We start from the raw sequence: 21,802 nt of genomic DNA, 5'->3' as shown, positions 1-21,802 counted from the left end.
CGGTACATCCACCCCCAGGTCCTGAGCTTGCTGCGGAGTACCTGCCTGATGCGGGTCGTGCCCATGAATCTCTCCTTTCGCGGATGCAAAAACTCACCTGCCGAATGCCAGCAGCACGCTTCCCGTGTCCGTCGGATATCCCAGGTAGCCCGACTGCACGTAGACCATTCCGTGCGCGACCACCGCGCCACCACCGGCGCCCGAGATCGCGCTGCCCATGCCCTCGACCCCGTTGACGCCGGTGAAGGTCTGGATCGTGTCGTACGTCCACAGCACGCGACCCGTCGCGGAGTCGTACGCCCGCAGCTTGCCGTCGCTCGAACCCTCCCAGACGAGACCGGGACTGCTGGTCGCGGCGGGCCCGTGTTCCAGGCTGCAGCTGCCGGGGTACTGCGCCGCGCCACCGGTGGTGCAGCCGTCCGCCGGGTTCGGCGTCTGCCACACCACGTCGCCGTTGACCGGGTTCACCGCGAACAGCGTCCCCGGGTCGGCGCGGTACGACGAGACGTAGAGCCGTTCGCCGTCGTAGCTGGAACCCCACTGGAGACCGCCCTGGCCGATGCCCCCGGGCGGGTCCGGCACCCCGAGCTGGCGGCGCCACACGACCTGGCCGGTGCGCGCGTCGAACATGTGGTAGACGCCCGACTTCTGGCCGACGCCGACCAGCGTGCGGTCACCGACCCGGAAGACGTTCGGCGTGGCACCGATGTCGTAGTCCAGCGCGGTGCCGTCGGCGAGCCCCGGGCAGTAGCCCTCCGCGTCCGGGTCCATGCACAAGACCCGCCACGTGTCGGACTTGGTGACCTGGTTCTTCCACCGCACCCCGCCGGTGCCCGCGTCCAGAGCCAACAGGGTGTCGAAATCGCCACCGCTGCCGGAATAGTTCTGGCCAGTGCCGACGTACAGCGTGCCGGTCCGCGCGTCGATCACCGGTGAGCTCCACACACCCGCGCCCGACGGCTCGTACTTCGCCGCGCCACTCGGCCAAGTGCCGGTCTGCTGCGGCTGCGGCACCGTGTAGTACCGCCATTTCAGCTCACCGGTGTTCACGTCGAGCGAGTCGAGATGACCACGGAACCTGCAGCACGGGTAGTTCTCGCCGCCCCGGTTTTCGTTGCTGGAAACGCCGACGTAGATGCGTCCTTTGTAGACGATCGGCGCGCTGGAGACGACGGCGGACGGGTCCGGGTCGATACGGGTCGCCCACGTCAGCGTGCCGGTACGGGCGTCGAGCGCGTACAGGTAGCCCCGCGCGTCACCGAAGAAGACTCTGCCGCCGGACACCGCCGGCCCGTCCCGCACGATCGCGGTGCCCGCGGGGTCGACGGACGTCAGGTCGAACTCCCACTTCGCGGCGCCCGTCCGGGCATCGCGGGCGTAGAACTTGCCGTCCGGGCCACCGAAGTAGATCGCGTCGCCGGCGACAGCCGGCTCGCTGCGGTTCTGCGCGCGGACCTCCGGGTAGACGAAGGCCCACTTCAGCTTCAGGTTCCCGACGTTGCCGGGGTTGATGCGGTGCTCGGCCGAGGCGAACCGCGAACCGGCGAGATCCTTCTGCCACGTGGCCCAGTCACCGTCACCGGTGAACCGCTCGGCCGCCGAAGCACCACTGGCCAGCGTAACGGCCAGCACGAGGGCGAACCCGGTCGCGAGCAGTTTTCTCAAGCGTGACACCACGACCAACCCCTCCAGAAGTAGCACGTCGAGCTTCCCACCGGTCACCGCGTATGTCGATGCGACTACGGTTGCGCGGATCGCTGCTCGTCCTGACTCGTCGCCGGTGGCGCGCTCCACGCCCGGTGCTCGTTCTCCCGCACCTGTTCCTCGGCGGTCTGCTCCACTTTGGACATGGCGAACCGCAGGATCGGCGGCGCCATCAGCGAGGTGACGATCGCGACGAGGATGACGATGGTGTAGACCGCCACGCTGAGGATGCCCAGCCGCAGACCCACCATGGCCACGACGACCTCGATGACGCCGCGCGAGTTCAGCCCCGCGCCGAGCGCCATCCCCTCCCACTTGTTCAGGCCGCTCAGCCGCGCACCGGCGTACGCGCCGGCGAACTTGCCGGCGATGGCGAGGACCAGCACCGCCAGCCCGGTGAGCAGCACCTGCGGGCGGACCAGCGCGGTGAGGTCCATGCGCAGCCCGGCCGTGGCGAAGAAGATCGGCGCGAACCCCGACAGCACCACGGTGCGCAGCGGGGCGAGCTTCGCGAGGTCCACCTTGGCGGCCGTGCCGATCAGGATGCCGCAGACGAACGCGCCGAAGACCGCCTCCAGGCCCAGCGCCTGCGTGCCCGCTCCGGCGAGCAGGATCAGCACCGTCGCGGTGGCGATGGTGAGGCCGGAGTCGCCGGACTTCCCGGCGACCCGCAGCGCACCCCGGACCAGCGGGCGGCCCAGGGTCAGTGCGAAGGCGATGATCGCGAACAGGTAGGCCAGCGACACGAGCACGGTGCCGGTGGTCGCCGCGTGGACCGCCATCGCGCTGACGACCGACAGCATGAACCAGCCGACCGCGTCGTCGATCATGCCCGCGGTGAGCGTGAGCTGCCCGACGTTGCGGTGCAGCAGTTTCATGTCGATCAGGGTCTTCGCGATGACCGGGATGGCACTGACGCACATCGCGACCCCGAGGAACAACGCGAAGACCGTGCTGTCCGTGCCGTCCGGCACCAGCACCCTCGGCAGGACGTAACCCGCGCCGATCCCGAGGCCCAGCGGGACGACCAGGCCGCCGAGGCTCACCCCGGCGGCCGTGACGCCGCGGCGGCGGACCAGCTTCATGTCCAGGTGCATCCCGGTGAACCCGACCAGCAGCACGACGCCGATCTGCCCGACGGCGTCGAGCAGGTGGTACTGCTCGACGACGGCCGGGAACAGCCAGTCGTGCAGCCCCGGCGCGGCCCAGGCCAAAAAGGACGGTCCGAGCACCGCCCCGACGAACAGCTCGCCGACGACCACGGGCATCCCGAGCCTGCCCGCCAGCCGGCCGAGGGCGACGGCGAGCAGGAGCAGCAGGCCGACCTGGAGCAGGAAGATCAGGAGACTGTGCGCGGCGATCGGGGCGATCGGCGCACCGGCCGAGAGAAACATCGTCCTCCTTCACGGGACGTCCGGGGACGTCCACCCTCGCGGGCGGGCATCCCCGGCGTGTCACAGGCCGAACGCCAGCAGCACGCGCCGCTGTCCCATCCCGTATCCGGGGAGGTAACCCGACTGCACGTAGACCATCCCGTGGGAGACGACCGCGCCACCGCCGGTTCCGGAGATCGTGCTGCCCATGCCCTCGACCCCGTTGACGCCGGTGAAGGTCTGGATCGTGTCGTACGTCCACAGCACGCGACCCGTCGCGGAGTCGTACGCCCGCAGCTTGCCGTCGCTCGAACCCTCCCAGACGAGGCCGGGACTGCTGGTCGCGGCCGCTCCCTCTGACAGGGAGCAGACGCCGGGATACTGTGCCGCGCCACCGGTGGTGCAGCCGTCCGCCGGGTTCGGGGTCTGCCACAACACGTCGCCGTTGACCGGGTTCACCGCGAACAGCGTCCCCGGCTTGGCCTGGTACGTGGAGATGTACAGCCGTTGGCCGTCGTAGCTGGAACCCCACAGGATGCCCATGTCGCCGCCACCGCCGGGCCCCTCCGGCACGCCGAGCTGGCGGCGCCACACGACCTCGCCGGTGCGCGCGTCGAACACGTGGTAGACGCCCGACTTCTGGCCGACACCGACCAGCGTGCGGTCACCGACGCGGAAGATGTTCGGGGTCGCGCCGATGTCGTAGTCCAGCGCGGTGCCGTCGGCGAGGCCCGGGCAGTAGCCGTCGGGATTCGGCTGGGTGCATTCGGTCCGCCACGTGTCGGCGTGGGTCACCTGGTTCTTCCACCGCACCGCGCCGCTGCGCGCGTCCAGGGCCAGCAGGGTGTCGAAGTCGCCGCCGCTGCCGGTGTAGTTCTGGCCGGTGCCGACGTAGAGGGTGCCGGTCCGCGGATCGATCACCGGCGAACTCCACACCCCGGCACCCGACGGCTCGTACTTCGCCGCGCCACTCGGCCAAGTCCCGGTCAACTGCGGCTGCGGCACCGTGTAGTACCGCCATTTCAGCTCACCGGTGTTCACGTCGAGCGAGTCGAGGTGGCCGCGGAACGTGCAGCACGGGTAGTCCCGGTCGACGATGTTCTCGGTACTGGACACACCGACGTAGACACGTCCATTGTAGACTATCGGCGAGCTGGTGACGCCGGCGTACGGGGTCGTGTCGATGCGGGCCGACCACCGCAGCGCACCGGTGCGGACGTCGAGCGCGTAGAAGTAGCCAGCCGCGTCGCCGAAGAAGACCTTGCCGTCGGACACCGCCGGCGCGTCCCACACGACCGGGCGCGTGTCGGGGTTGACGGTCGTCAGGTCGAACTCCCACTTCGCGGCGCCGGTCCGGGCGTCGCGGGCGTAGAACTTCCCGTCCGTGCCACCGAAGTAGACCGTGTCGCCGACGACCGCGGGCTCGCTGCGCGCCATCGCGCCGACCTGCGGATAGACGAACGCCCACTTCAGCTTCAGGTTCCCGACGTTGCCGGGGTTGATGCGGTGCTCGGCCGAGGCGAACCGCGAACCGGCGAGATCCTTCTGCCACGTGGCCCAGTCACCGTTGCCGGTGAACCATTGCGCGGCCGGTTCCGCGGCCGAAGCACTGCTCGCCAGCGTGGCCGCCAGGACGACGACGGCCCCGGCCGCGAGCACTTTTCTCAGGCGCGACAACACCGGCAACCCCTTCCAGAACCCGATCTGCCTGACATGTCGATCTCCTATCGGTCGCCGCGTGCCGCCCGGGTGCGGCACCGTCCAACTGACGGCCTCCGTGGTTGGACACCACGGAGGCCGCCGCTGTCGATCATCGCTGGACGCCGAGCTCGCTCTGCCCGGTCCGTTCCAGCTCCACGGCCTCGTACAGGGCCTTGATGTTGGAGCTGCCGAAGGTCTCCGCCCCCTGCCGCTCGATGACTTCGAAGAAGAGGGTCCGGCGCGGGTGGGTGGACGCGGTGAAGATCTGGAACAGCTGACCGCCGTGGTCCGCGTCGGCGAGGACGTTCGTCGCCCGCAGGTCGTCCAGCGTGTGCGTCGCCAGTTCGAGGCGCTCGCCGAGCAGGTCGTAGTAGGTCTCGGGGGTGTTGAGGAACTCCACCCCGCGCTCCGACAGCACCTTGACCGCGCGCACCGCGTCCTCACTGGTGAAGGCGATGTGCTGGACGCCGGGACCGTGGTGCTCCTTGACGAAGTCGTCGATCTGGCCGGGGTCGGCGCTGCGGTCGGGCTCGATCAGGGTGAAGGTCACCGTTCCCGGTGCGCTCTGCACCACCGTGGAGTTCATGGCCTGGGCGCCGACCACGATGTGCTCCTCGAAGATCTGCCGGAACCCGAACGCCCGCTCGTAGAAGGCCACCGTGGGTTCGAGGTCGCCCGCGTCCAGGCAGACCGCGAAGTGGTCCATCCCGAGCAGTCCCGCCTCCCGCCTGCCCCGGCTCACGGGCGCGGGGGCGGGCGCGTCGCGCTGGACCAGCGTGTGCACGACGTCGCCGAAACCGCCGACGGTGGCCGTGACGACCGGCTCACCCGGCTCCGCCGCGTGCCGCTCCGGCTCGCGCACGGGCTGCGCCCCGGCCCGCACCGCGGCCTCGAAGGCGCCGGCCACGTCCGGGGTGCCGAACGCGATGTCGGCCACTCCCTCGCCGTGCGTCTGCAGGTAGACGGCCCCCGCGTGGTGGTCCGACGTCGGCTCGGTCAGCACCAGCGTCATCGGCCCCTGCCGCAGGGTGACGCTGCGGTGGTCCGCCGACCGGCTGGTGCCCGCGACGGCGAAATCGTACCTGTCCACCCAGCCGAACGCAGCCACCTCGAGATTCTCCACGTACATCCGCACGTGGTCGAGCTCGAAATTCTGGGAAGTCGTTGCTGGAGTCAAGGCACTCCTCCATGGGAAATGGGTTCTGGGCTTGGCCCCAGAATGGCGACGAGATGAATGCGCGGCAACACCGTCCACTGGACACCGCGTCCACCGATCCTGCTTGACACCCCTGGCAGGACAAGGAAATCTCAGTATTCATGGATCCTGACGTCCTGTCCAGCTCCCTGAGCGCGGAAACGCTCCACGGGTCACTCACCGATCCGGCCATCGCGTCGATGAATTTGCTGAACGAGTTGGTCGAAACCTATCCGCTCGCCATTTCCATGGCGGCCGGCCGGCCGTACGAAGAATTCTTCGACATCCGGCTCATCCACGAATACCTCGACGCCTACTGCGAGCACCTGCGCCGGGACCGGGGAATGGACGAGGCCGCGGTCACCCGCACGCTCTTCCAGTACGGCACCACGAAGGGTGTCATCACGGATCTCGTCGCCCGCAACCTCGCCGAGGACGAGCACATCGACGTCGCGCCCGAGTCCGTGGTGGTCACCGTGGGCTGCCAGGAGGCCATGTTCCTGGCGCTGCGCACGCTGCGGGCCGACGAGCGGGACGTGCTGCTCGCCCCCGCCCCCACCTACGTCGGCCTGACCGGGGCGGCGCTGCTCACCGACACCCCCGTCTGGCCGGTCCGGTCGACCGAGCACGGCATCGACCCCGAAGACCTGGTCCTGCAACTGAAACGCGCCGACGAGCAGGGCAAGCGGGTGCGGGCCTGTTACGTGACCCCGAACTTCGCCAACCCCACCGGCACGAGCATGGACCTGCCCGCCCGCCACCGGCTCCTCGAAGTCGCCGCGGAGAACGGCATCCTGCTGCTGGAGGACAACGCGTACGGGCTCTTCGGGACGGAACGCCTGCCCACGCTGAAGGCGCTCGACCAGTCGGCGAGCGTGCTCTACTTCGGCTCCTTCGCCAAGACCGGCATGCCCGGTGCCCGGGTCGGCTACGTCGTGGCGGACCAGCCCGTGGCCGGGGGCGGGCTGCTCGCCGACCAGCTGTCGAAGCTCAAGGGCATGCTCACGGTGAACACCTCCCCCATCGCGCAGGCGGTGATCGCCGGCAAGCTCCTCCTCAACGACTTCAGCCTGACCAGGGCCAACGCCCGGGAGACCGCGATCTACCAGCGCAACCTCCACCTCACGCTCGCCGCACTCGGGCGGCGGCTCGGCGGGTGCCCCGGAGTCTCCTGGAACACCCCGACGGGCGGGTTCTTCATCACGGTCACCGTGCCGTTCGCCGTCGACGACGCGCTGCTGGAGCACTCCGCCCGCGACCACGGCGTGCTGTTCACCCCGATGCACCACTTCTACGGCGGCAAGGACGGGTTCCACCAGCTCCGGCTGTCGATCAGCCTGCTCACGCCGGAGCTGATCGAGGAGGGCGTCGCCCGGCTCGCCGCGCTCATCACGGCGCGCCTCCCCTGACACGCGGCACCACCGCCCGGCGGCAGGCCGGGCGGTGGTGCGGCGGGCAACTGCGGATCAGCCGCCCGCGCCTGGTTTGCCCGGCGCCGGTCTCACCGGCGTTTTCCCTGACACCGGAACGGTTTGCCCCTTGCCGGACGCCGGCCCGGCGTTGGCGTCGACGGAATTGCCGGAGTAGTCCGGGTCGAGCACGGAGACGGCGTACGTGGCGGGCGCGACCAGCATGGCCGCGACACCGGCGGTGAGCGCGGCCGTGACCAGTGCGGCGGGGGCGTTCCGGCCCGCTCGCACCAGCACCAGCACGACGAGGGCGGCCGCACCGAGCGCGAGCGCGCCCCACAGCAGCCACGGCAGGAAGTGCGGGAAGTCGGACCACAGCCAGGCCGTCCAGGCCAGCTCGGCCGCGATCGCGGCCGGCAACAGCCACGCCTGCCTGCCGCCGCGCCGGAACGCCCGCCACGACAGCACGATGCCGAAGCCGGACAGGGCGGCGACCGCCGGCGCGAGCGACGCCACGTACGCCGTGTGCGGGACAGTGGCCACGCTGAACACGAAGACGAAGGTCAGCAGCCACACCCCCCACATGAGCACCCCGCCGCGCACCGGATCGGCACGGTCGGCCCGGCGCCACCGCCACAGCCCCCAGACGAGGGCCAGCAACGCGAGCGGGTACAGCCAGCCGACCCCGACGCCGAAGTAGCCGTCGAACAGCTTGTTCCAGCCCCTCGGGTTCTCCCTGGTCTCCACCTTCGTCGGGTCCTGCCACGGATTTCCGTCCATGGCGGGGTGGATGTCGAGCAGGGTCGGCATGGTCGGGTCGGCCCTCGGGCCGGTGAACTTCTCGGCGCCGGGCAGGTCGATGCCCACCCGCGAGAGCCCGTTGTACCCGAACACCATCGCGGCGGCGCTGTCGTTCGTGCTGCCACTGATGTGGGGCCGCTCACCGGCGGGGGTGAAGGTGTAGAGCGCGACCCACGACAACGACACCGCCAGCATCACCACCCCCGCGACCGCCAGGTGCTTCAGCCGGCGGCGCAGCCCGATCGGCGCGGTCAGCAGGTAGCCGGCCGCCAGCGCGGGCAGGATCATCCACGCCTGCAGCATCTTGGTCTGGAACCCCACCCCGACCCACACCCCGGCCCACACCAGCGACCGCAGCCGTCCCTCCAGGACGGCCCGCTGGTACGCGTCGGCGGCCAGCACCAGGCACAGCACCAGCGCGCCGTCGGCCATGGTGTGGCCGAACATCGACGCGGCGACGGGGGTGAGGGCGAAGATGCCGGCGGCCAGCAGACCGGGCACCACGCCCGCCCACCGCCGCACGACCCGGTACAGCACCAGCACCGAGAGCACGCCCCAGATCACCTGCGGCAGCGCCAGCGACCACGGGTGCAGGCCGAAGATCCGGACCGAGATGGCCTGCGGCACGAACGCCCCGGCCAGCTTGTCGAGTGCGTATGTCGCCTGCGGATCCACGGTGCCGTAGAAGAACGCTTTCCAGCTCTCGGCCATGCTGTTGGCGACGTTCGAGTACAGCATCGCGGGGAAGCTGAGCCGGGGCAGGTTCCAGGCGTAGAGCACCAGCGCGACCGCCGCGATGCCCAGCAGCACCGGCCGGGCCCACCGCGGCTGGTCCGCCGGGGAACGCCACACCGCCCAGCGGGGGGACCCGCGTTCGGGGAGGGGGTCCCGGGACGGCGACGGAAGATCAGCGAGCACTTCGGACACTCGGCACCTCCGGGCGTGCTACGGCGGGGAAGACGGTTTCAGCGGTCGAGCATCGACCTGACGAGTCGGCGCTGCTCCGGCTGCCGCGCCAGCCGGTCGAACTCGGGCAACCGCTCCGGCGGCGTCCACGCCCGGAGCATTTCGAGGAACTTCTCCTCCACCAAGGGCGCCGCGTAGTGCGTGTCGGCGTAGCGCGCGAGACGCGGCGCGCGATCGCGTGCCTCGTCGACGAGGACGCGGAAATCCTCGCGCGAAAGGCTCTCGAAGTCGTCCACGAAAACGAGATCGGGGAAGATGTCGTTCGTGGCGCATTCGGCTCGCCGGGTGAGAGTGGGCACGCCGAGCCCGACGGCTTCGGAAAGCATGCGTCCCCAGGAATCGCTGACCGAGTTCACCAGCATGACGTCGATCGCCTGGTAGAAGGAACACATCCACTCCCACTGGCGGTACCGGCCGACGTGGATGTGGATCCGGTCGGACGTCTCCACCCCGGCCGCCCGCTCCCAGCGCCGCCGGACGACGTCCTCGGTCAGGCCGGGTTCGCTGGGGATGACACAGCAGAAGAGATGCGTGCCCGGATCGCGCACGGTGCGGAGGAACCACACGGCGATCTCGTCGATGCCCTTGGCCGGGTGCAGCATGCCCCCCGCGCCCAGCAGCGTGTCCGAGGGACCGAGGTTCAGGCGAGCCCGCAGCGTGGCGCCGGACGCGTCTTCGGCCGGCGTTTTCTGGGCTATGGGAACGAGACCGACGTCGAGGTCGCAGAGCAGCGGAATGTCCTCGTGCAGCAGCAGGCGATTCCGTTCCGTGAACGTGTACGGATGTATCCGGTGCCCGAGGTCCAGCAGTTCCTTGGTGTAGGACATCGGCTGCGTACCGGGAGACGTCGGCACCCGGTCGTACGTCGTGCTGTTGCCCCAGTGCTCCAGTTTCCACAACACGAGCTGCCCCGGCGGCAGGTGCCGCAACACCGACAGATGCCGCTGGAAGAAGTTCGAGATCCGCAGCCACAGCGGATTCTCCTGGGCGAGACTTTCCGCGATTTCCTCGTCGGTCCGAAGATCCCGGATCTGGTCGAACTCGAGGGCCAGGAGCTGCCATTGTCTCGACATGAATCCAGCCTAGCAAGCAAGGGGCCGCGAACGGTGCAGTCCAAACACGTCACGCCAGCATGACCTCGCCGGCGAAGCCGCCTCCGCCGGGCAGCACGAAGTAGTAGCCACCGCCGAACGGCAGCAGGTACTTCTGAAGCGCCTCACCGGCGAGCCTGCGCTGGACCGTGGCGAAGCCGAGCTCCACGTCACGCTGGAAACAGACGAAGATCTGGCCCGTGTCCGTGCCGGTCCGGCGGTAGGAGTGACCATGGCGCAGGATCCGGCGTTCCCCTCCGGTGTGCGGATAGGCGCGGCGGATGTGGGCGTCGAGTGGGACGACCTCGCCGCCGGGGTCGGCCGCAAAGAGGAACCCATCGTCCTCAATGGACTCGCCGAGCGGCGCTCCGGTGTCCTTGTGCCGCCCGATGACCCGCTCCTGGACTCCGGCCGGCTCCGCGTTCCAGGCCGCCACGGCCACCCGGATCAGCCGCACGACCTGGTACGTGCCACCGGTGCACCAAGCCGGTTCGTCGTCGCCCGGCTGAACCCACACGCACCGGTCCATCAGCGCGGTGTTCGTCGCGTCCGGGTTTCCCGCGCCTTCCGCGAAACCGAGCAGGTTGCGTTGCCCGTGCGTACCGGCCAGCCGCCACCGCGGGGTGAGGTTCGGGAACCGCCTGGCCAGCACCGCCTCCAGTCGCTCCCGGGTGTCCGCACCGACCTGGACGAGCAGGTCACCGTGGCACCACCGGGGATCCAGCACGTCGCCCGGGAAGGACGGCATCGGGGTCAGCCGTCGCGGGCGCTCGACGCCGAACCTGCCGTCGAAGAGCGAGGCCCCCGCGGCGATCGTCACGGACGACCCGGCCACCGGTGCACTCAGCGCGCGGAGGGCTTCGGCGAGCCCTGCCCTGTCCCGTGCCACCGCGTCGAACGCCACGAACCCGGTCTCGGCCGCCGGCGGGGTCACCACGCCGGGCTGGTGGTCCACCACCCGGGGCCTGGGCACGGCGGGCGTCGCGGGACTCGCCGTGCAACCGGCGAGTCCCGCGACGCCCGCGGCGGCCAGCAGGAAAGCACGCCTGTCGACGGCGGCCACGTCATCCACTCCCGAGGACGTAGAGCTCGCCGTTGTTCTGCGCGTACACCCGGCCGCGGGAGTCGAGCGACACGGGCGTGTAGGCCGATGCGATGGTCTTGGACAGGAACACCTTCTCGCGCTGGTGGCCCTGGCTGTCGACGACGTAGAGGTTGCCGTCCTGGGACAGGCCGTAGACGGTGCCGTCCCGGTCGACGGCCGGTGCGCTGATGCACCATTCGAAGCCGTTCGGGTGGTTCCCCTCGTCGACGCAGCTCACGGTGCCGTCCGGAAGCCGTTCGCAGGTCCTGGTCTCGGTGTTGGTGTACGACCACTCCTTGACCAGGCCGGCGTCGAGCCGGGTGACGTCGTACGGCCCGTCGGAGAAGTAGTCGTTGTTCTTGATGTACAGCGAGTACGTGCCGTCGTGGGGGGCCACGCCCGGCGTGATGTCCCAGCCGTAGTCGAAGTTGGCCAGGTAATGGCCAGTGCGGTCGAACTTCATGAGGTGCCCGCGGAGTCCGTTGTAGACGTTGCGCGTCCCGTAGACGACGCTGCCGTCGGGCAGCGCGACCGGTGACGCCGAGCTGCTGTCGTCCACACCGGCGGCCGGCGGCAGGTTGGTGTACGGGTCGACACCGAGCGGTGCCGCGCCCGGGCGGCAGTCGTTCGGGTCGTCGCCGTAGGGGACGAGCACGCCGCAGCCGTCGTCGAGGATGCCCCGCAGCGACGTGGCCCATTTCAGGGTGAGGTCGGGGTTCAGTGCGACCACGTAGCCGTAGTTCCGCCCGCCGCGGGCGTCGTGCGCCCGGCTGATGGTGAAGATGGTGCCGTCCGGGCCGACCGCCGGGGCGGAACTGAGCGCGGCACGCTGCGACAGGCACGGCAGCTGCCCGGGCAGTGTCGGCGAGCCGTCGGGTTGCGGTGGCGGCGGGAACGGCCGTTGCCCCGTGAACTCCTGGTAACACAGGTCCGTGGGCCGGGGCGCACCGGGCACGAGGGTGCGGTAGTCGGCCGTGGTGATCTTCCGGTCCCGGGAGACCCGCACGAGCCAGCCGTGCCCGTCCTCCAGCCCGTCCGACGTCGGCTCGCTCTTCACCACGTCGTAGAACAGGGTGCCGTGCGCGTCGAGCGTGAGCCCGCCGGAGGCGAACGCCACCGGGTCGACGGTGGCACCGAACGGATTGATCCGCGCCACCACCCGGCCGCTGCTCTTGGCGAGCTGGAAGACGGTCCCGCCCGCGCCGGGCACGTAGACGAAGTCCTCGCTCATCGCGGACTGGAACAGGCTCTCCTTTCCGAAGATCCGGCTGGGCTTCCAGTCCGAAGTGAACGTCCACTGGGGAACCAGCTGCCCGCGCTGCCAGTGCAGTGCCTGCAGCGACCACGTCTCCCGCTCCAGGTTGCCGATGTCGTTCCCGCAGGGCGCGGGCCGGCCCGAGCCGGGCGGGTCGCAGCCGACGTACGATCCGCCCTTCCGCACCACGAACACGTTCCCGTCCCCATCCGTGAGCGGCGCGGGAAGGTGCACCGGGAGGTAGCTCCCGGAAGTGGACTCGGCGGCCTCCTGCGCCGCGAAGGGATCGACCACCAGGTGTGTGACCAACCGCAGGTCACGCTCTCCCCCGGTGCACAGCTGCCCGGTGTGCGCGGCGTTCTGGCCCCATTGCGTCCAGTCGCAGCCGGCCCGCTCCTCGGCGACGGGAGCGACCGCGGACGTCGCGGACACGAGCAGCGCGGCGGCGACAACAGCGAAACGCGCGAACATGTCGAACTCCTCCCCAGGACCGCACTATGCGGCTGTTCACCGGGAAAGGCTACGACCGGGCACAGATGTCCGGAATGCGCAAGGAGTGGACGATGCCGGTTTCAGGGTTTGGTGCCGGACACCAGCGCGTGCTCGTACGGCACCTCGGCCGACCGGATGTCGACGCAGCCGACCGACTTGAGCCACGCCACGGCCTCGGCGGCCGGCCAGGCCATCCCGCGCCCGGTGGCCAGGATGTTGAGGTACAACGAAAGCCGGGCGGCGAGCGGGCCGCCGGTCTCGTCGTCCGCGGCCGCGAACCCGTAGATCGAGATCCTCCCGCCGGACGGCAGCACGTCGTACGCCTTGGCCAGCAACATGACGGACTGCTCGGCCGAGAAGGTGTCCAGGACGTGGCTGAACAGGGCGTGGTCGGCGCCGGCCGGGAACGGGTCGTGCAGGATGTCGGCCGGGAGCAGTGCGACCCTGTCGCCGACGTCGGGCATCCGCTGCTGCGCCAGTGCCACGATGCTCGGCAGGTCGAGCAGCGTCACGGTGAGGCCGGGGTTGGCCTGCACCAGGCACGCCGACGTGGTGCCGTCGCCGCCGCCGACGTCGAGCAGGTGCCGGGTGGACCGCACGTCCAGGTGCTCCAGCAACCCCGGCATCGTCTGCAGCGAGAACGCCGACATCGCCGAGTAGAAGATCCGGGCCAGCTCCGCGTCGTGGCCGAGCCGCTCGTACAGCGTGGGTTCCGAGCCGGCGATGGCGTCGAGGGCGTCGTTGGTACCGGCGGACAACGCGGCGGTCATCCTGGCGAACGCCGGGTAGTAGAGGGTCTTCCAGCTGAGCAGGATGTGCCGCCAGCTCTCCGGGCCGTTCTTGCCGAGCAGCTCGGCCGCGACCGGGTGGTTCACGTAGTCGATGCCCCGCTTCTCGACCAGGCCGGTGGTGGTCAGGCCGAGCATCAGCACCCGGAGCTTGTGCGGCTCCATGCCAGTGAAGGCGCCGATCTCCCTCGCGTCGGCGCCGCCGCGCTCGGCCAGGAAGTCGAAGATGTTCAGCTCGATGCCGGAGACCACCGCGTTGAACAGGGCGGGTCCGTTGGCGATCAGCTGGAAACGGCGGTACACCTCGGTGGAGTCGAGCGGTTCGCTCATCTGCGGATTTCCTTTCCATTTACCGCCAACGCGACTCAGCACTGGGCGTACTTGAAGGCGCGGTAGCACGGGCTCGGCAGCATGGCGTCGAACAGCAGGCGGCCCTGCGGGGAGAACTCCGACAGGCGCTTGTTCCGGCCCCAGTCGACGAACACGTTGCCGTTCGGCAGCCGCTGCGCGCTGCCCAGCGCGGTCGACTGGGCGATGCCCGGGATGCTCATGCTGTCCGCGAGCGAGACGGTCCTGCGCTTCTCGTCGACGCGGAGCCACACCACCCGCGTGGGGTGCAGGGTGGCGTACTCGCTGCTGCCGTTGTCGAACAGCCTGATGGTGTGCGGGTTCTCGAAGTCCGCGTGGTGCTGGAAGCCGAACACCGCGTCCTCGGGGACGGAGAACGAGCTGGACTTGCCGCCGAGGCGCCAGATCACCTCGCCGGTGCTCCGGTGCACCTTGTACAGGGCGCTGGTGTTCCGCCCGGAGACGAGCAGGTGACCGTCCGGCGTGCGGCTGATCGAGTTGATGTGGAAGTAGTCGTGGGGCCGGTCGGGTGAGGTGGGGGCCGGGGCGTAGCTTTCGGTGAGCGGGACGTGGTCGAGCGAGTTCCAGCGCCACAACACGGTGCCGGAGGCGATGTCGACCACGTTCGCGTAGCTCTTGACGAGCTGGCCGTCCACCGGTCCGCCGATCCCGGACAGGTCGGCGGTGATCGTCTCGAAGGAGGCGATCAGCGCGGTGTCCGGCCCGGCCATCCGCTGTTCGTGCAGGTCCGGCACGAAGACGCCGGACGGCCCGACCGCCGTGATGGGGGTGTGGTCGCGCTCGGTCAGCACCCAGGAGGGTCCCAGCGCGGCGAACCCGCCACCACCGGAGCCCGCCGAGCCCTGGAACCAGGCGAGCACGGTGCGCCCGCGGTAGCGCACCTGCTGGAAGTGGAAGAACGCGAGTGCGGTCGACGAGTTCGCCCAGAGCGGCGTCCCGGCGGCGTCGGCGATCTCGAGGCCGTTGGGGGCGAACGGCTGACCGGAAAGGCCGTACCAGGTGAAGAAGATCTCCCCGGCCATGGTGCCGGGTTCCTTGCGCAGCACCGTCATCCGCGGCGCGGCGACCTCGTCGGCCAGCGCACTCCCCCGCGTGACGAGCCCGCCCGCGGCGGCCAGCCCCGCGGCACCCGCGGCGCGCAGCATCGACCGGCGGCTGAGACGAGAATCCATGTCCTACTCCCCTACGTGCGGGCTGGATGGGCGGTCAGGCGCGGCATTCGCGCAGGGTCGTCCCGGAGGCGGCGGTGCCGCCGTACCGGCTGGGGTCCACTTCGGAGCAGTGCTCCTCGATCCACGACGTGCGGTCCCGCGCGACGCCACCGGCCTGCGTGCCCTCGCCGGACGGCGCGGAGCTGACGACGAACCTCAGCGTGCCGTCGGCGACCCACGTCCGCAGCTGGTCGACGGACGGGGAGTTGTCGGTTCCCACGAATCCGCCCATCCCGATGACGACTTCGCCACCCGTCGCGCCGATGATGTACGGGGCGGCCGCCATGGCGTCGCCGTCGACGGCGAGGGTGATCGCCGCGCCGGCGCTGTGTTCCCTTGCGTAGCCGAGGATCTTCCGCTGGCCGGCGGTGAGCTCCGCCGTGTCACCCCCCATCGCCGTTCCGCCGCGTTCCCCGCCCGCGGGCTGTGCCTGCCTGCCCGCGGCGACGCGGCCGCCGCCGGACACGCCGGACATGCCGGGCCCCGCGGCGGGAATGGTGCCGGGATCCGCACCGTCGGTCGCCGTCGCCACGGACCACACCCCGGGCGTCAGCAGCACCGCGACCAGTCCCGCGACGGCCAGGCCGCGCGCGAGCACCGGTCGTCCCGGTGCCCGGTCCGTAGCCGCGAGACGGGTCACGACGAGCCCGGCCACCGCGACCACCGTGACCGCGAGAACGACCCACCGCGTCCAGCCGAAGTAGCCGGTGTCACGGGAAGTCAGCACGAACGCCCACGCCCCCGTCACCGCGAGCCCGAGCGGGAGCAGCGACCACCCGGAACCCTCCCCCGCCCGGTAGAGCCGCCAGAACCGCGCCAGCCCGGCCGCGACGATCGCGGCGATCGGCGGCGCCAGCGCCGTCGTGTAGTACGAGTGCCACATGCCGTGCGCGTAGCTGAACACCAGAGCGGTGACCACGAGCCAGCTGCCCCACAGCACCCAGACGGCCCCGGAGAACCGGTCCACGGGCCGCCCGCGCACCATCGCCCGGACACCCAGGACGCCGGACACGACCAGGACCAGCAGGGCGAGTGGCAGCAGCCAGCTGATCTGCCCGCCGGCATCGGCACCGAACATCCGGCCGATCCCGGTCTTGCCCCCTTCGCCGAGTACCCGGCCGAACCCGTCGTGGCCGAGGACGAGCTCCTTCGCCGTGCCGTCGGTGCTGCCGCCGACGTACGGCTTCCGCCCCGGCCACAGGTCCACAAGCGCGACCCACCAGAACGACGACACGACGAGCACGCCCGCCGCGGCCAGCACGTCCAGGATCCGCCGCCTGGCCGGTGCCGCGCTGCCCAGCAGGGAGGCGACGGCGAAACCGGGGACGACCATCCACGCCGCCAGCATCTTGGTGAGGAATCCGCAGCCGAGGAAGAACGCGCACCACAGCAACCACCGCGTGCGTGACCCGCTCTGCCCGGACTGCAACGACCGGGTCAGCGCGTACGCGGCGGCCACGAGCAGCAGCACCAGCAGAGTGTCCGGGTTGTTGTCGCGGTCGATGGCCACCGTGACGGGCGTCAGCGTGAGGATCAGCGCGGCGAGCAACGCCACGTTCTCCCCCGCCCACCGGCGCACCGTCCGGTGCAGCAGCAGCACCGCGGCCACCCCTTCGACCACCTGCGGGAGCAGCAGCGCCCAGCCGTGGAAGCCGAAGACCAGCACCGACACCACCTGCGGCCACAGGCTCATCGGTGGCTTGTCCACTGTGGACACCGGGTACGCGTCGAACGCGCCGAACAGGGAGTTCGTGAAGCTCGACGACATCGACTTCACCGCGGCGGAGTAGAAGCTGTTGCCGAGGTGGCCGTCGGCGATGTTCCACGCATACAGCACCGCGGCGGCCGCGCAGAGCACGCCCAGCGCCCACGGCTGCCACCGCCGCGGGACGCGCGAAGGCGACGCGGTTTCGTGGGTCACCGGGACACCGGCGGTGCCGGACGCCTTCGTGGACAACGTTCCTCCTTGTCGGGAATGGTCGGCGAAAACCCAGCCACGCAGCAGCAGGAACCGCCCCACCGTGCCGATGAGCGACGCGGCGGCCAGTACCACCACCTCCAGCGCCGGCGGCGGGGCGGCGGCGAACGCGTGCAGCCCCAGCAACGCCACCGACGTGAACGCGTAGTACAACCCGAACACGACCAGCCCCTTCAGGTGGTCCCGTTCGGCGTTGCCGCGGCGGCCGAAGAAGGTGAAGCGCCGGTTCGCCTCGGTGTTGAACAGGGTGCACAACACCAGCGCCACCAAGTTCGCCACGAGGATCGGCATCCACTGGCGCAGCACCGCGTACACCACCAGGTTGGCGATCGTCGACAGCACACCGACCACCGCGAACGAGAGAAGCTGCCAGGGCAGCCCCGGCTTCGCCGTGGCGGCCACCGCGTCCGGGTGCTCGGCACGCGGCTCCGGCCGCCGGGGCAGCCCGGGTACCAGTGCGGTGCCCGCGGCCTTCGCCCGCGCCACGCGCAGCAGCCCGCGGAGGTCGTCGCGGACGGTCGCCACCACGTCGACCCGGGTGTCGACGTCCTCCACCCAGTCCACCGGCACCTCGTGGATGCGCAACCCGTTGTGCTCGGCCAGCAACAGCAGCTCGGTGTCGAAGAACCACGCGTCGTCCTCGACCCGGTCCAGCAACGGCCGCACCACTTCGGCCCGCGCCGCCTTGAACCCGCACTGCGCGTCCGAGAACCGCGCGCCGTGCGTCCAGCGGATCACCGCGTTGTAGGCGCGGGAGATGAGCTCCCGCTTCGGGCCGCGGACCGTCCGCGCTCCCGGCGCCAGCCGCGACCCGACGGCGAGATCCGAATGACCGTTCACGAGCGGGGTCACCAGCGGCAGCAACGCGTTCAGGCCCGTCGAGAGGTCGACGTCCATGTACACCAGGATGTCCGCCTCCGACGCGCGCCACGCCTCCCGCAGCGCGTGGCCCCGCCCCTTCCGCTCCAGCCGCACCGCGCTGACCCGCCCGTACTCCCCGGCGAGCCGCCGCGCGAGGTCGAACGTCCCGTCCGTGCTCGCGTTGTCCACGATCGTGATCGTGGCGGGAAACGGGAACTCCTTCCCGAGGAACTCGTCGAGCACCCGCACGCAGCCGGGCAACGCCCGGACCTCGTTGTGGACGGGCACCACTATGTCCACTGTGGTCACAAGAGGTTGTGCCGAACCGTTGTTCCACAACGGTTCTGTCCGGGCTGGTGAGCTGGTTTCGGTGTTGCGGACGGCCGGCCGGGTCTGATCGGCGTGCGGCGTCATGCCGGGTGGTGGGGCAGCCATTTCATCCCGTCGGGTGAGGTCACCAACCCCCCGGGGAACAACGGCGTCTCGGGCTCGGCGTCTTCGCCGAGGGCCGCCGTCATCTGCACCTGGCCGCCCTCCTGCATCGCCTGCCTGATCACGTGCGACTTGTACAGCGGCACCATGCTGCCGTCGTCGGCGCCGGCCATCCGGTCCACCGCCTCGGCGAACTCGGCGCTGCGCTCGAGGATCCGGTCCGACGGCGTCAGCGCGGCCTCACCGGAGGAGACCCCGCCGACCAGGTCCACGAACGACTCGATCTCGGTGTGCTGGTTGTTCGTGACCTTCTTGGCCTGCCAGAAGTACGACTCCTCGTTCACGTTCATCTGGTAGAACGACGTGAGGAACTCGTAGAACACCCCGTACTCGCGGCGGTACCGCGCCTCGAACTCGGTCAGCGCGGTCTTCTCGTCCACGTCCCCGGCGAGCACGCTGTTGATCGACCGGGCCGCCAGCAGGCCGCTGTAGGTCGCCAGGTGCACCCCGGAGGAGAACACGGGATCCACGAAGCAGGCGGCGTCGCCGACGAGGATCATCCCGGGCCGCCAGAAGACCGTCTGGTGGTAGGAATAGTCCTTGCGCACCCGGATCTCCCCGTACTTGCCCGCTGTGATCCGTTGCGCGCCGGAAAGGTAGTCCGAAATCATCGGGCACTCGGCGATCAGGGCGTTGAGCGCCTTCTCCTGGTCACCCTGGATCTTCTCGGCGTCCTCCCGGCGCACCACCGCGCCGACGCTGGTCAGCGTGTCGCTCAGCGGGATGTACCAGAACCAGCCGCTGTCGAACGCGACACTGAGGATGTTGCCCGAGTACGGGGCCGGCAGCCGCTTGCCGCCCGAGAAGTAGCCGAACAGGGCCAGGCTGCGGAAGAACTCCGAGTAGTTCCGCGTGCCGCCGACGGTGGAGTACAGCCGGCTCTTGTTGCCCGAAGCGTCGATCACGAACTTCGCGGACACCTCGTGCCGGTCGCCGCCGGGATCGGTGTAGTGCACCCCGGTGACGCGTCCCTCCGCTTCCAGCACACCGGTGACCGTGCACCCCTCCCGCACCACCGCGCCCTTGCGCTTGGCGTTGTTCAGCAGGATCTCGTCGAACCGCGAACGCTCGACCTGGTAGGCGAACGACGTCGAACCGGTGATCCGCGGGGAGACGGCGAAGGAGAACGTCCACGGCTCCGGACGGGCGCCCCAGCGGAACGTCCCGCCCCGCTTCACCGGGAACCCCGCGTTCGCCAGCTCGTCCGCCACACCGAGCAGCCGGCACACGCCGTGCACCGTGGAAGGCAGCAGCGACTCACCGATCTGGTACCGGGGAAAGACCTCCTTCTCCAGGACCAGAACCCGATGGCCCTGCAGGGCCACCAGAGCCGCCACGGTCGAACCGCCCGGTCCGCCACCCGCCACCACGACATCGAACTCTTCCACTGAAATCTCCTCACATTCCTCTACCAGGTGACCGGCAACTGGTCCGGGCAGTCGATGAACGCGTTGCGGAGCTTGACTTCCTCGACGGGGACAGCCAGCCGCAGCCCGGGGAACCGGAGCCACAGGCTCTGGTACGCCAGGCGCAGCATGGTCCGCGCCACCGCCGCGCCCACGCAGTAGTGGATGCCGTGCCCGAAACCGACGTCCGAGACCGGCTCGCGGTGCGCGTCGAGGACGTTGGGATCCGGCGTCAGTGCCGCATCCCGGTTGGCCATCAGGATCGAGCACAGCACGTACTCCCCCGCCTTGATCAGCTGGCCGTCGACCACCACGTCCTTGACGGCCAGCCGCGGGTTGGGCTGCTGCACCGGCGAGAGGTACCGCAGCAGTTCGCCGACCAGGCGGTCCGCCTGCTCGCGGCCGGCGAAGAGCAACTGCCGCTGATCGGGGTGGTCCAGCAGCGCGAGCACCCCGAAGCCGATCATCCCGGCGACGGTCTCGACACCACCGAGGATCAGCGCCGTGCACAGGCCCTTCAGTTCCTCGTCCGTGACCTCGTCCCCGTGTTCCCGCAGGAGCATGCCGAGGAACCCCTCGTCGGGGTCCTTGCGCTGCCGGGCGATGAGGCCGCTCAGGTACCGGTTGAACGCGGCGCTGTCGGCCGCCCTGGCCTTGTACCCGCGGCTGAGGTTGACGTTCTGCCGGACGCGCCGGACGAACTCGCGCCGGTCGTCGCGCGGGATGCCGAGCAGCTCGCACAGCACCCCGCCGCCGACCGGGTCGGCGAACAGCACCTGGACGTCCGCGGGCGGCCCCGCGGCCTCCAGCACGTCGAGGCGATCCTCGATGAGGCCCTGGATCGCGGGCTCCAGCCGGCGGATCCGGCGGGCCGTGAACTCCGGTGTGAGCATCCGCCGCAGGCGGGTGTGCTCGGGGGGATCGTAGGTCGAGATCTGCCCGACGAACTCCGGCGCCAGTGGTACGTCTTCGCCGCTGAGTGATTCCGCTTCGGACAGTCGCGGCCGGGTCGTGAAGTTCTCGTGGTCACCGAGGATCTTCCGCACCACGTCGTAACCCAGCGCCTGCCAGACGTAGCCCGTGCCCAGCTGGGTGGAGGCGTTCCCGGCTATCCGGATCAGCGGGCCGAGCGCCCTGAGGGCGAACATGTCCGCATGCGGATCGCAGTGCGTCCTCATCATGTAGTTCGCCGTCGGCTGTACGAGGGGGGCGAGCTCGCCGATACCGTGATCCATACCGAGTGGAAGCTCCTTCACCGACCAGGAATGGCGTTTCCGAAAAACTCGCGCAGCCCAATCTTCACCTGTGATCGGGCGGGACGTACAGCACTTCGCGGTGGACAGCTCGGGCGGCCCGCACTCAACCGGCGTATTCGTACTGCTTCGCGTAATGGGCGAACCCGGAATCGCCGTGCACCAGCTCCTGATAGGCGGACTCGATGTCCTCGCCCAGGAATGCCAGGGACTGGCCGTCTTTCCCGTCGCCCAGGAACGAGGGTTTTTCGGCGTCACTCCCGCCCGTCCTCATCCGCTCGTCGTGCTCGGTCCGGTCACCGAGGTGGATGGGCCGCTTTTTGCCGTCGCCCTGCCGGTCGCTCCGCTCCGCCAGTTCACGCATTCGCCCGGG

The 21,802-nt window shown here is 70.1% G+C and carries 13 protein-coding genes and 3 pseudogenes; 1 reads left to right on the top strand and 15 read right to left on the bottom strand.

Annotation, left to right across the window (positions count from 1 at the left end):
• Positions 1 to 93: 93 nt before the first annotated feature.
• From FHX82_RS33935 to hppD, 4 genes are all read right to left on the bottom strand, one after another.
• Positions 94 to 1,674 carry an outer membrane protein assembly factor BamB family protein gene (locus FHX82_RS33935; RefSeq protein WP_145935464.1) on the bottom strand — a complete coding sequence of 527 codons (1,581 nt, stop codon included), beginning with the start codon at positions 1,672 to 1,674 and terminating at the stop codon, positions 94 to 96.
• 65 nt (positions 1,675 to 1,739) lie between these two features.
• Entirely contained in the window at positions 1,740 to 3,098 is a 1,359-nt protein-coding gene (locus tag FHX82_RS33930; RefSeq protein WP_145935465.1) for a cation:proton antiporter, read from the bottom strand.
• A 60-nt stretch (positions 3,099 to 3,158) separates the two neighbouring features.
• Positions 3,159 to 4,757, bottom strand: coding sequence for an outer membrane protein assembly factor BamB family protein (locus tag FHX82_RS33925; protein WP_229880690.1), 1,599 nt, complete (start codon positions 4,755 to 4,757; stop codon positions 3,159 to 3,161).
• A gap of 130 nt (positions 4,758 to 4,887) precedes the next feature.
• A complete protein-coding gene (gene hppD, locus FHX82_RS33920) occupies positions 4,888 to 5,955 on the bottom strand; it encodes a 4-hydroxyphenylpyruvate dioxygenase (protein WP_145935466.1) in 1,068 nt (355 codons plus the stop codon).
• A 140-nt stretch (positions 5,956 to 6,095) separates the two neighbouring features.
• On the opposite strand from hppD, the gene FHX82_RS33915 reads away from it, so the two are divergent.
• The gene (locus FHX82_RS33915) at positions 6,096 to 7,382 is read left to right on the top strand and encodes an aminotransferase-like domain-containing protein (protein ID WP_145935467.1); all 1,287 of its coding nucleotides are present in this window, start codon (positions 6,096 to 6,098) and stop codon (positions 7,380 to 7,382) included.
• 57 nt (positions 7,383 to 7,439) lie between these two features.
• On the opposite strand, the gene FHX82_RS33910 is transcribed toward FHX82_RS33915, so the two are convergent.
• The 11 genes and pseudogenes from FHX82_RS33910 to FHX82_RS33860 all read right to left on the bottom strand — a co-directional run.
• Positions 7,440 to 9,110, bottom strand: coding sequence for a glycosyltransferase family 39 protein (locus FHX82_RS33910; RefSeq protein WP_229880688.1), 1,671 nt, complete (start codon positions 9,108 to 9,110; stop codon positions 7,440 to 7,442).
• A 38-nt stretch (positions 9,111 to 9,148) separates the two neighbouring features.
• Positions 9,149 to 10,222: a glycosyltransferase family protein gene (locus FHX82_RS33905; protein ID WP_145939365.1), complete on the bottom strand. Its 1,074-nt coding sequence runs from the start codon at positions 10,220 to 10,222 to the stop codon at positions 9,149 to 9,151.
• Between the two features lie 49 nt (positions 10,223 to 10,271).
• Positions 10,272 to 11,312, bottom strand: a complete 1,041-nt coding sequence (locus FHX82_RS33900; RefSeq protein ID WP_183177005.1) for a Dyp-type peroxidase — start codon at positions 11,310 to 11,312, stop codon at positions 10,272 to 10,274.
• Positions 11,305 to 13,050, bottom strand: a complete 1,746-nt coding sequence (locus FHX82_RS33895; RefSeq protein ID WP_145935246.1) for a hypothetical protein — start codon at positions 13,048 to 13,050, stop codon at positions 11,305 to 11,307. Before FHX82_RS33895 ends, FHX82_RS33900 begins: the two co-directional genes overlap by 8 nt.
• 101 nt (positions 13,051 to 13,151) lie before the next feature.
• Positions 13,152 to 14,189: a methyltransferase gene (locus FHX82_RS33890; RefSeq protein WP_145935247.1), complete on the bottom strand. Its 1,038-nt coding sequence runs from the start codon at positions 14,187 to 14,189 to the stop codon at positions 13,152 to 13,154.
• A gap of 35 nt (positions 14,190 to 14,224) precedes the next feature.
• Positions 14,225 to 15,400: an arylsulfotransferase family protein gene (locus tag FHX82_RS33885; protein WP_145935248.1), complete on the bottom strand. Its 1,176-nt coding sequence runs from the start codon at positions 15,398 to 15,400 to the stop codon at positions 14,225 to 14,227.
• A 34-nt stretch (positions 15,401 to 15,434) separates the two neighbouring features.
• Positions 15,435 to 17,135: pseudogene (locus tag FHX82_RS33880) on the bottom strand (glycosyltransferase family 39 protein); the annotation flags it as partial.
• A gap of 282 nt (positions 17,136 to 17,417) precedes the next feature.
• Positions 17,418 to 18,692, bottom strand: a pseudogene (locus tag FHX82_RS33875) (bifunctional glycosyltransferase family 2/GtrA family protein); the annotation flags it as partial.
• A complete protein-coding gene (locus tag FHX82_RS33870) occupies positions 18,689 to 20,164 on the bottom strand; it encodes a tryptophan 7-halogenase (RefSeq protein WP_145935297.1) in 1,476 nt (491 codons plus the stop codon). The pseudogene FHX82_RS33875 and the gene FHX82_RS33870, both read right to left, overlap by 4 nt.
• Before the next feature lie 14 nt (positions 20,165 to 20,178).
• Positions 20,179 to 21,411, bottom strand: coding sequence for a cytochrome P450 (locus tag FHX82_RS33865; RefSeq protein ID WP_145935249.1), 1,233 nt, complete (start codon positions 21,409 to 21,411; stop codon positions 20,179 to 20,181).
• A 124-nt stretch (positions 21,412 to 21,535) separates the two neighbouring features.
• A pseudogene (locus FHX82_RS33860) lies at positions 21,536 to 21,802 on the bottom strand (hypothetical protein); the annotation flags it as partial.

It is taken from the genome of Amycolatopsis bartoniae (genome assembly GCF_014191255.1).
GTDB lineage: Bacteria > Actinomycetota > Actinomycetes > Mycobacteriales > Pseudonocardiaceae > Amycolatopsis_E > Amycolatopsis_E bartoniae.
Note: the sequence above shows the minus strand (reverse complement) of the source record. Positions and strands in the feature narration are given on the sequence as shown.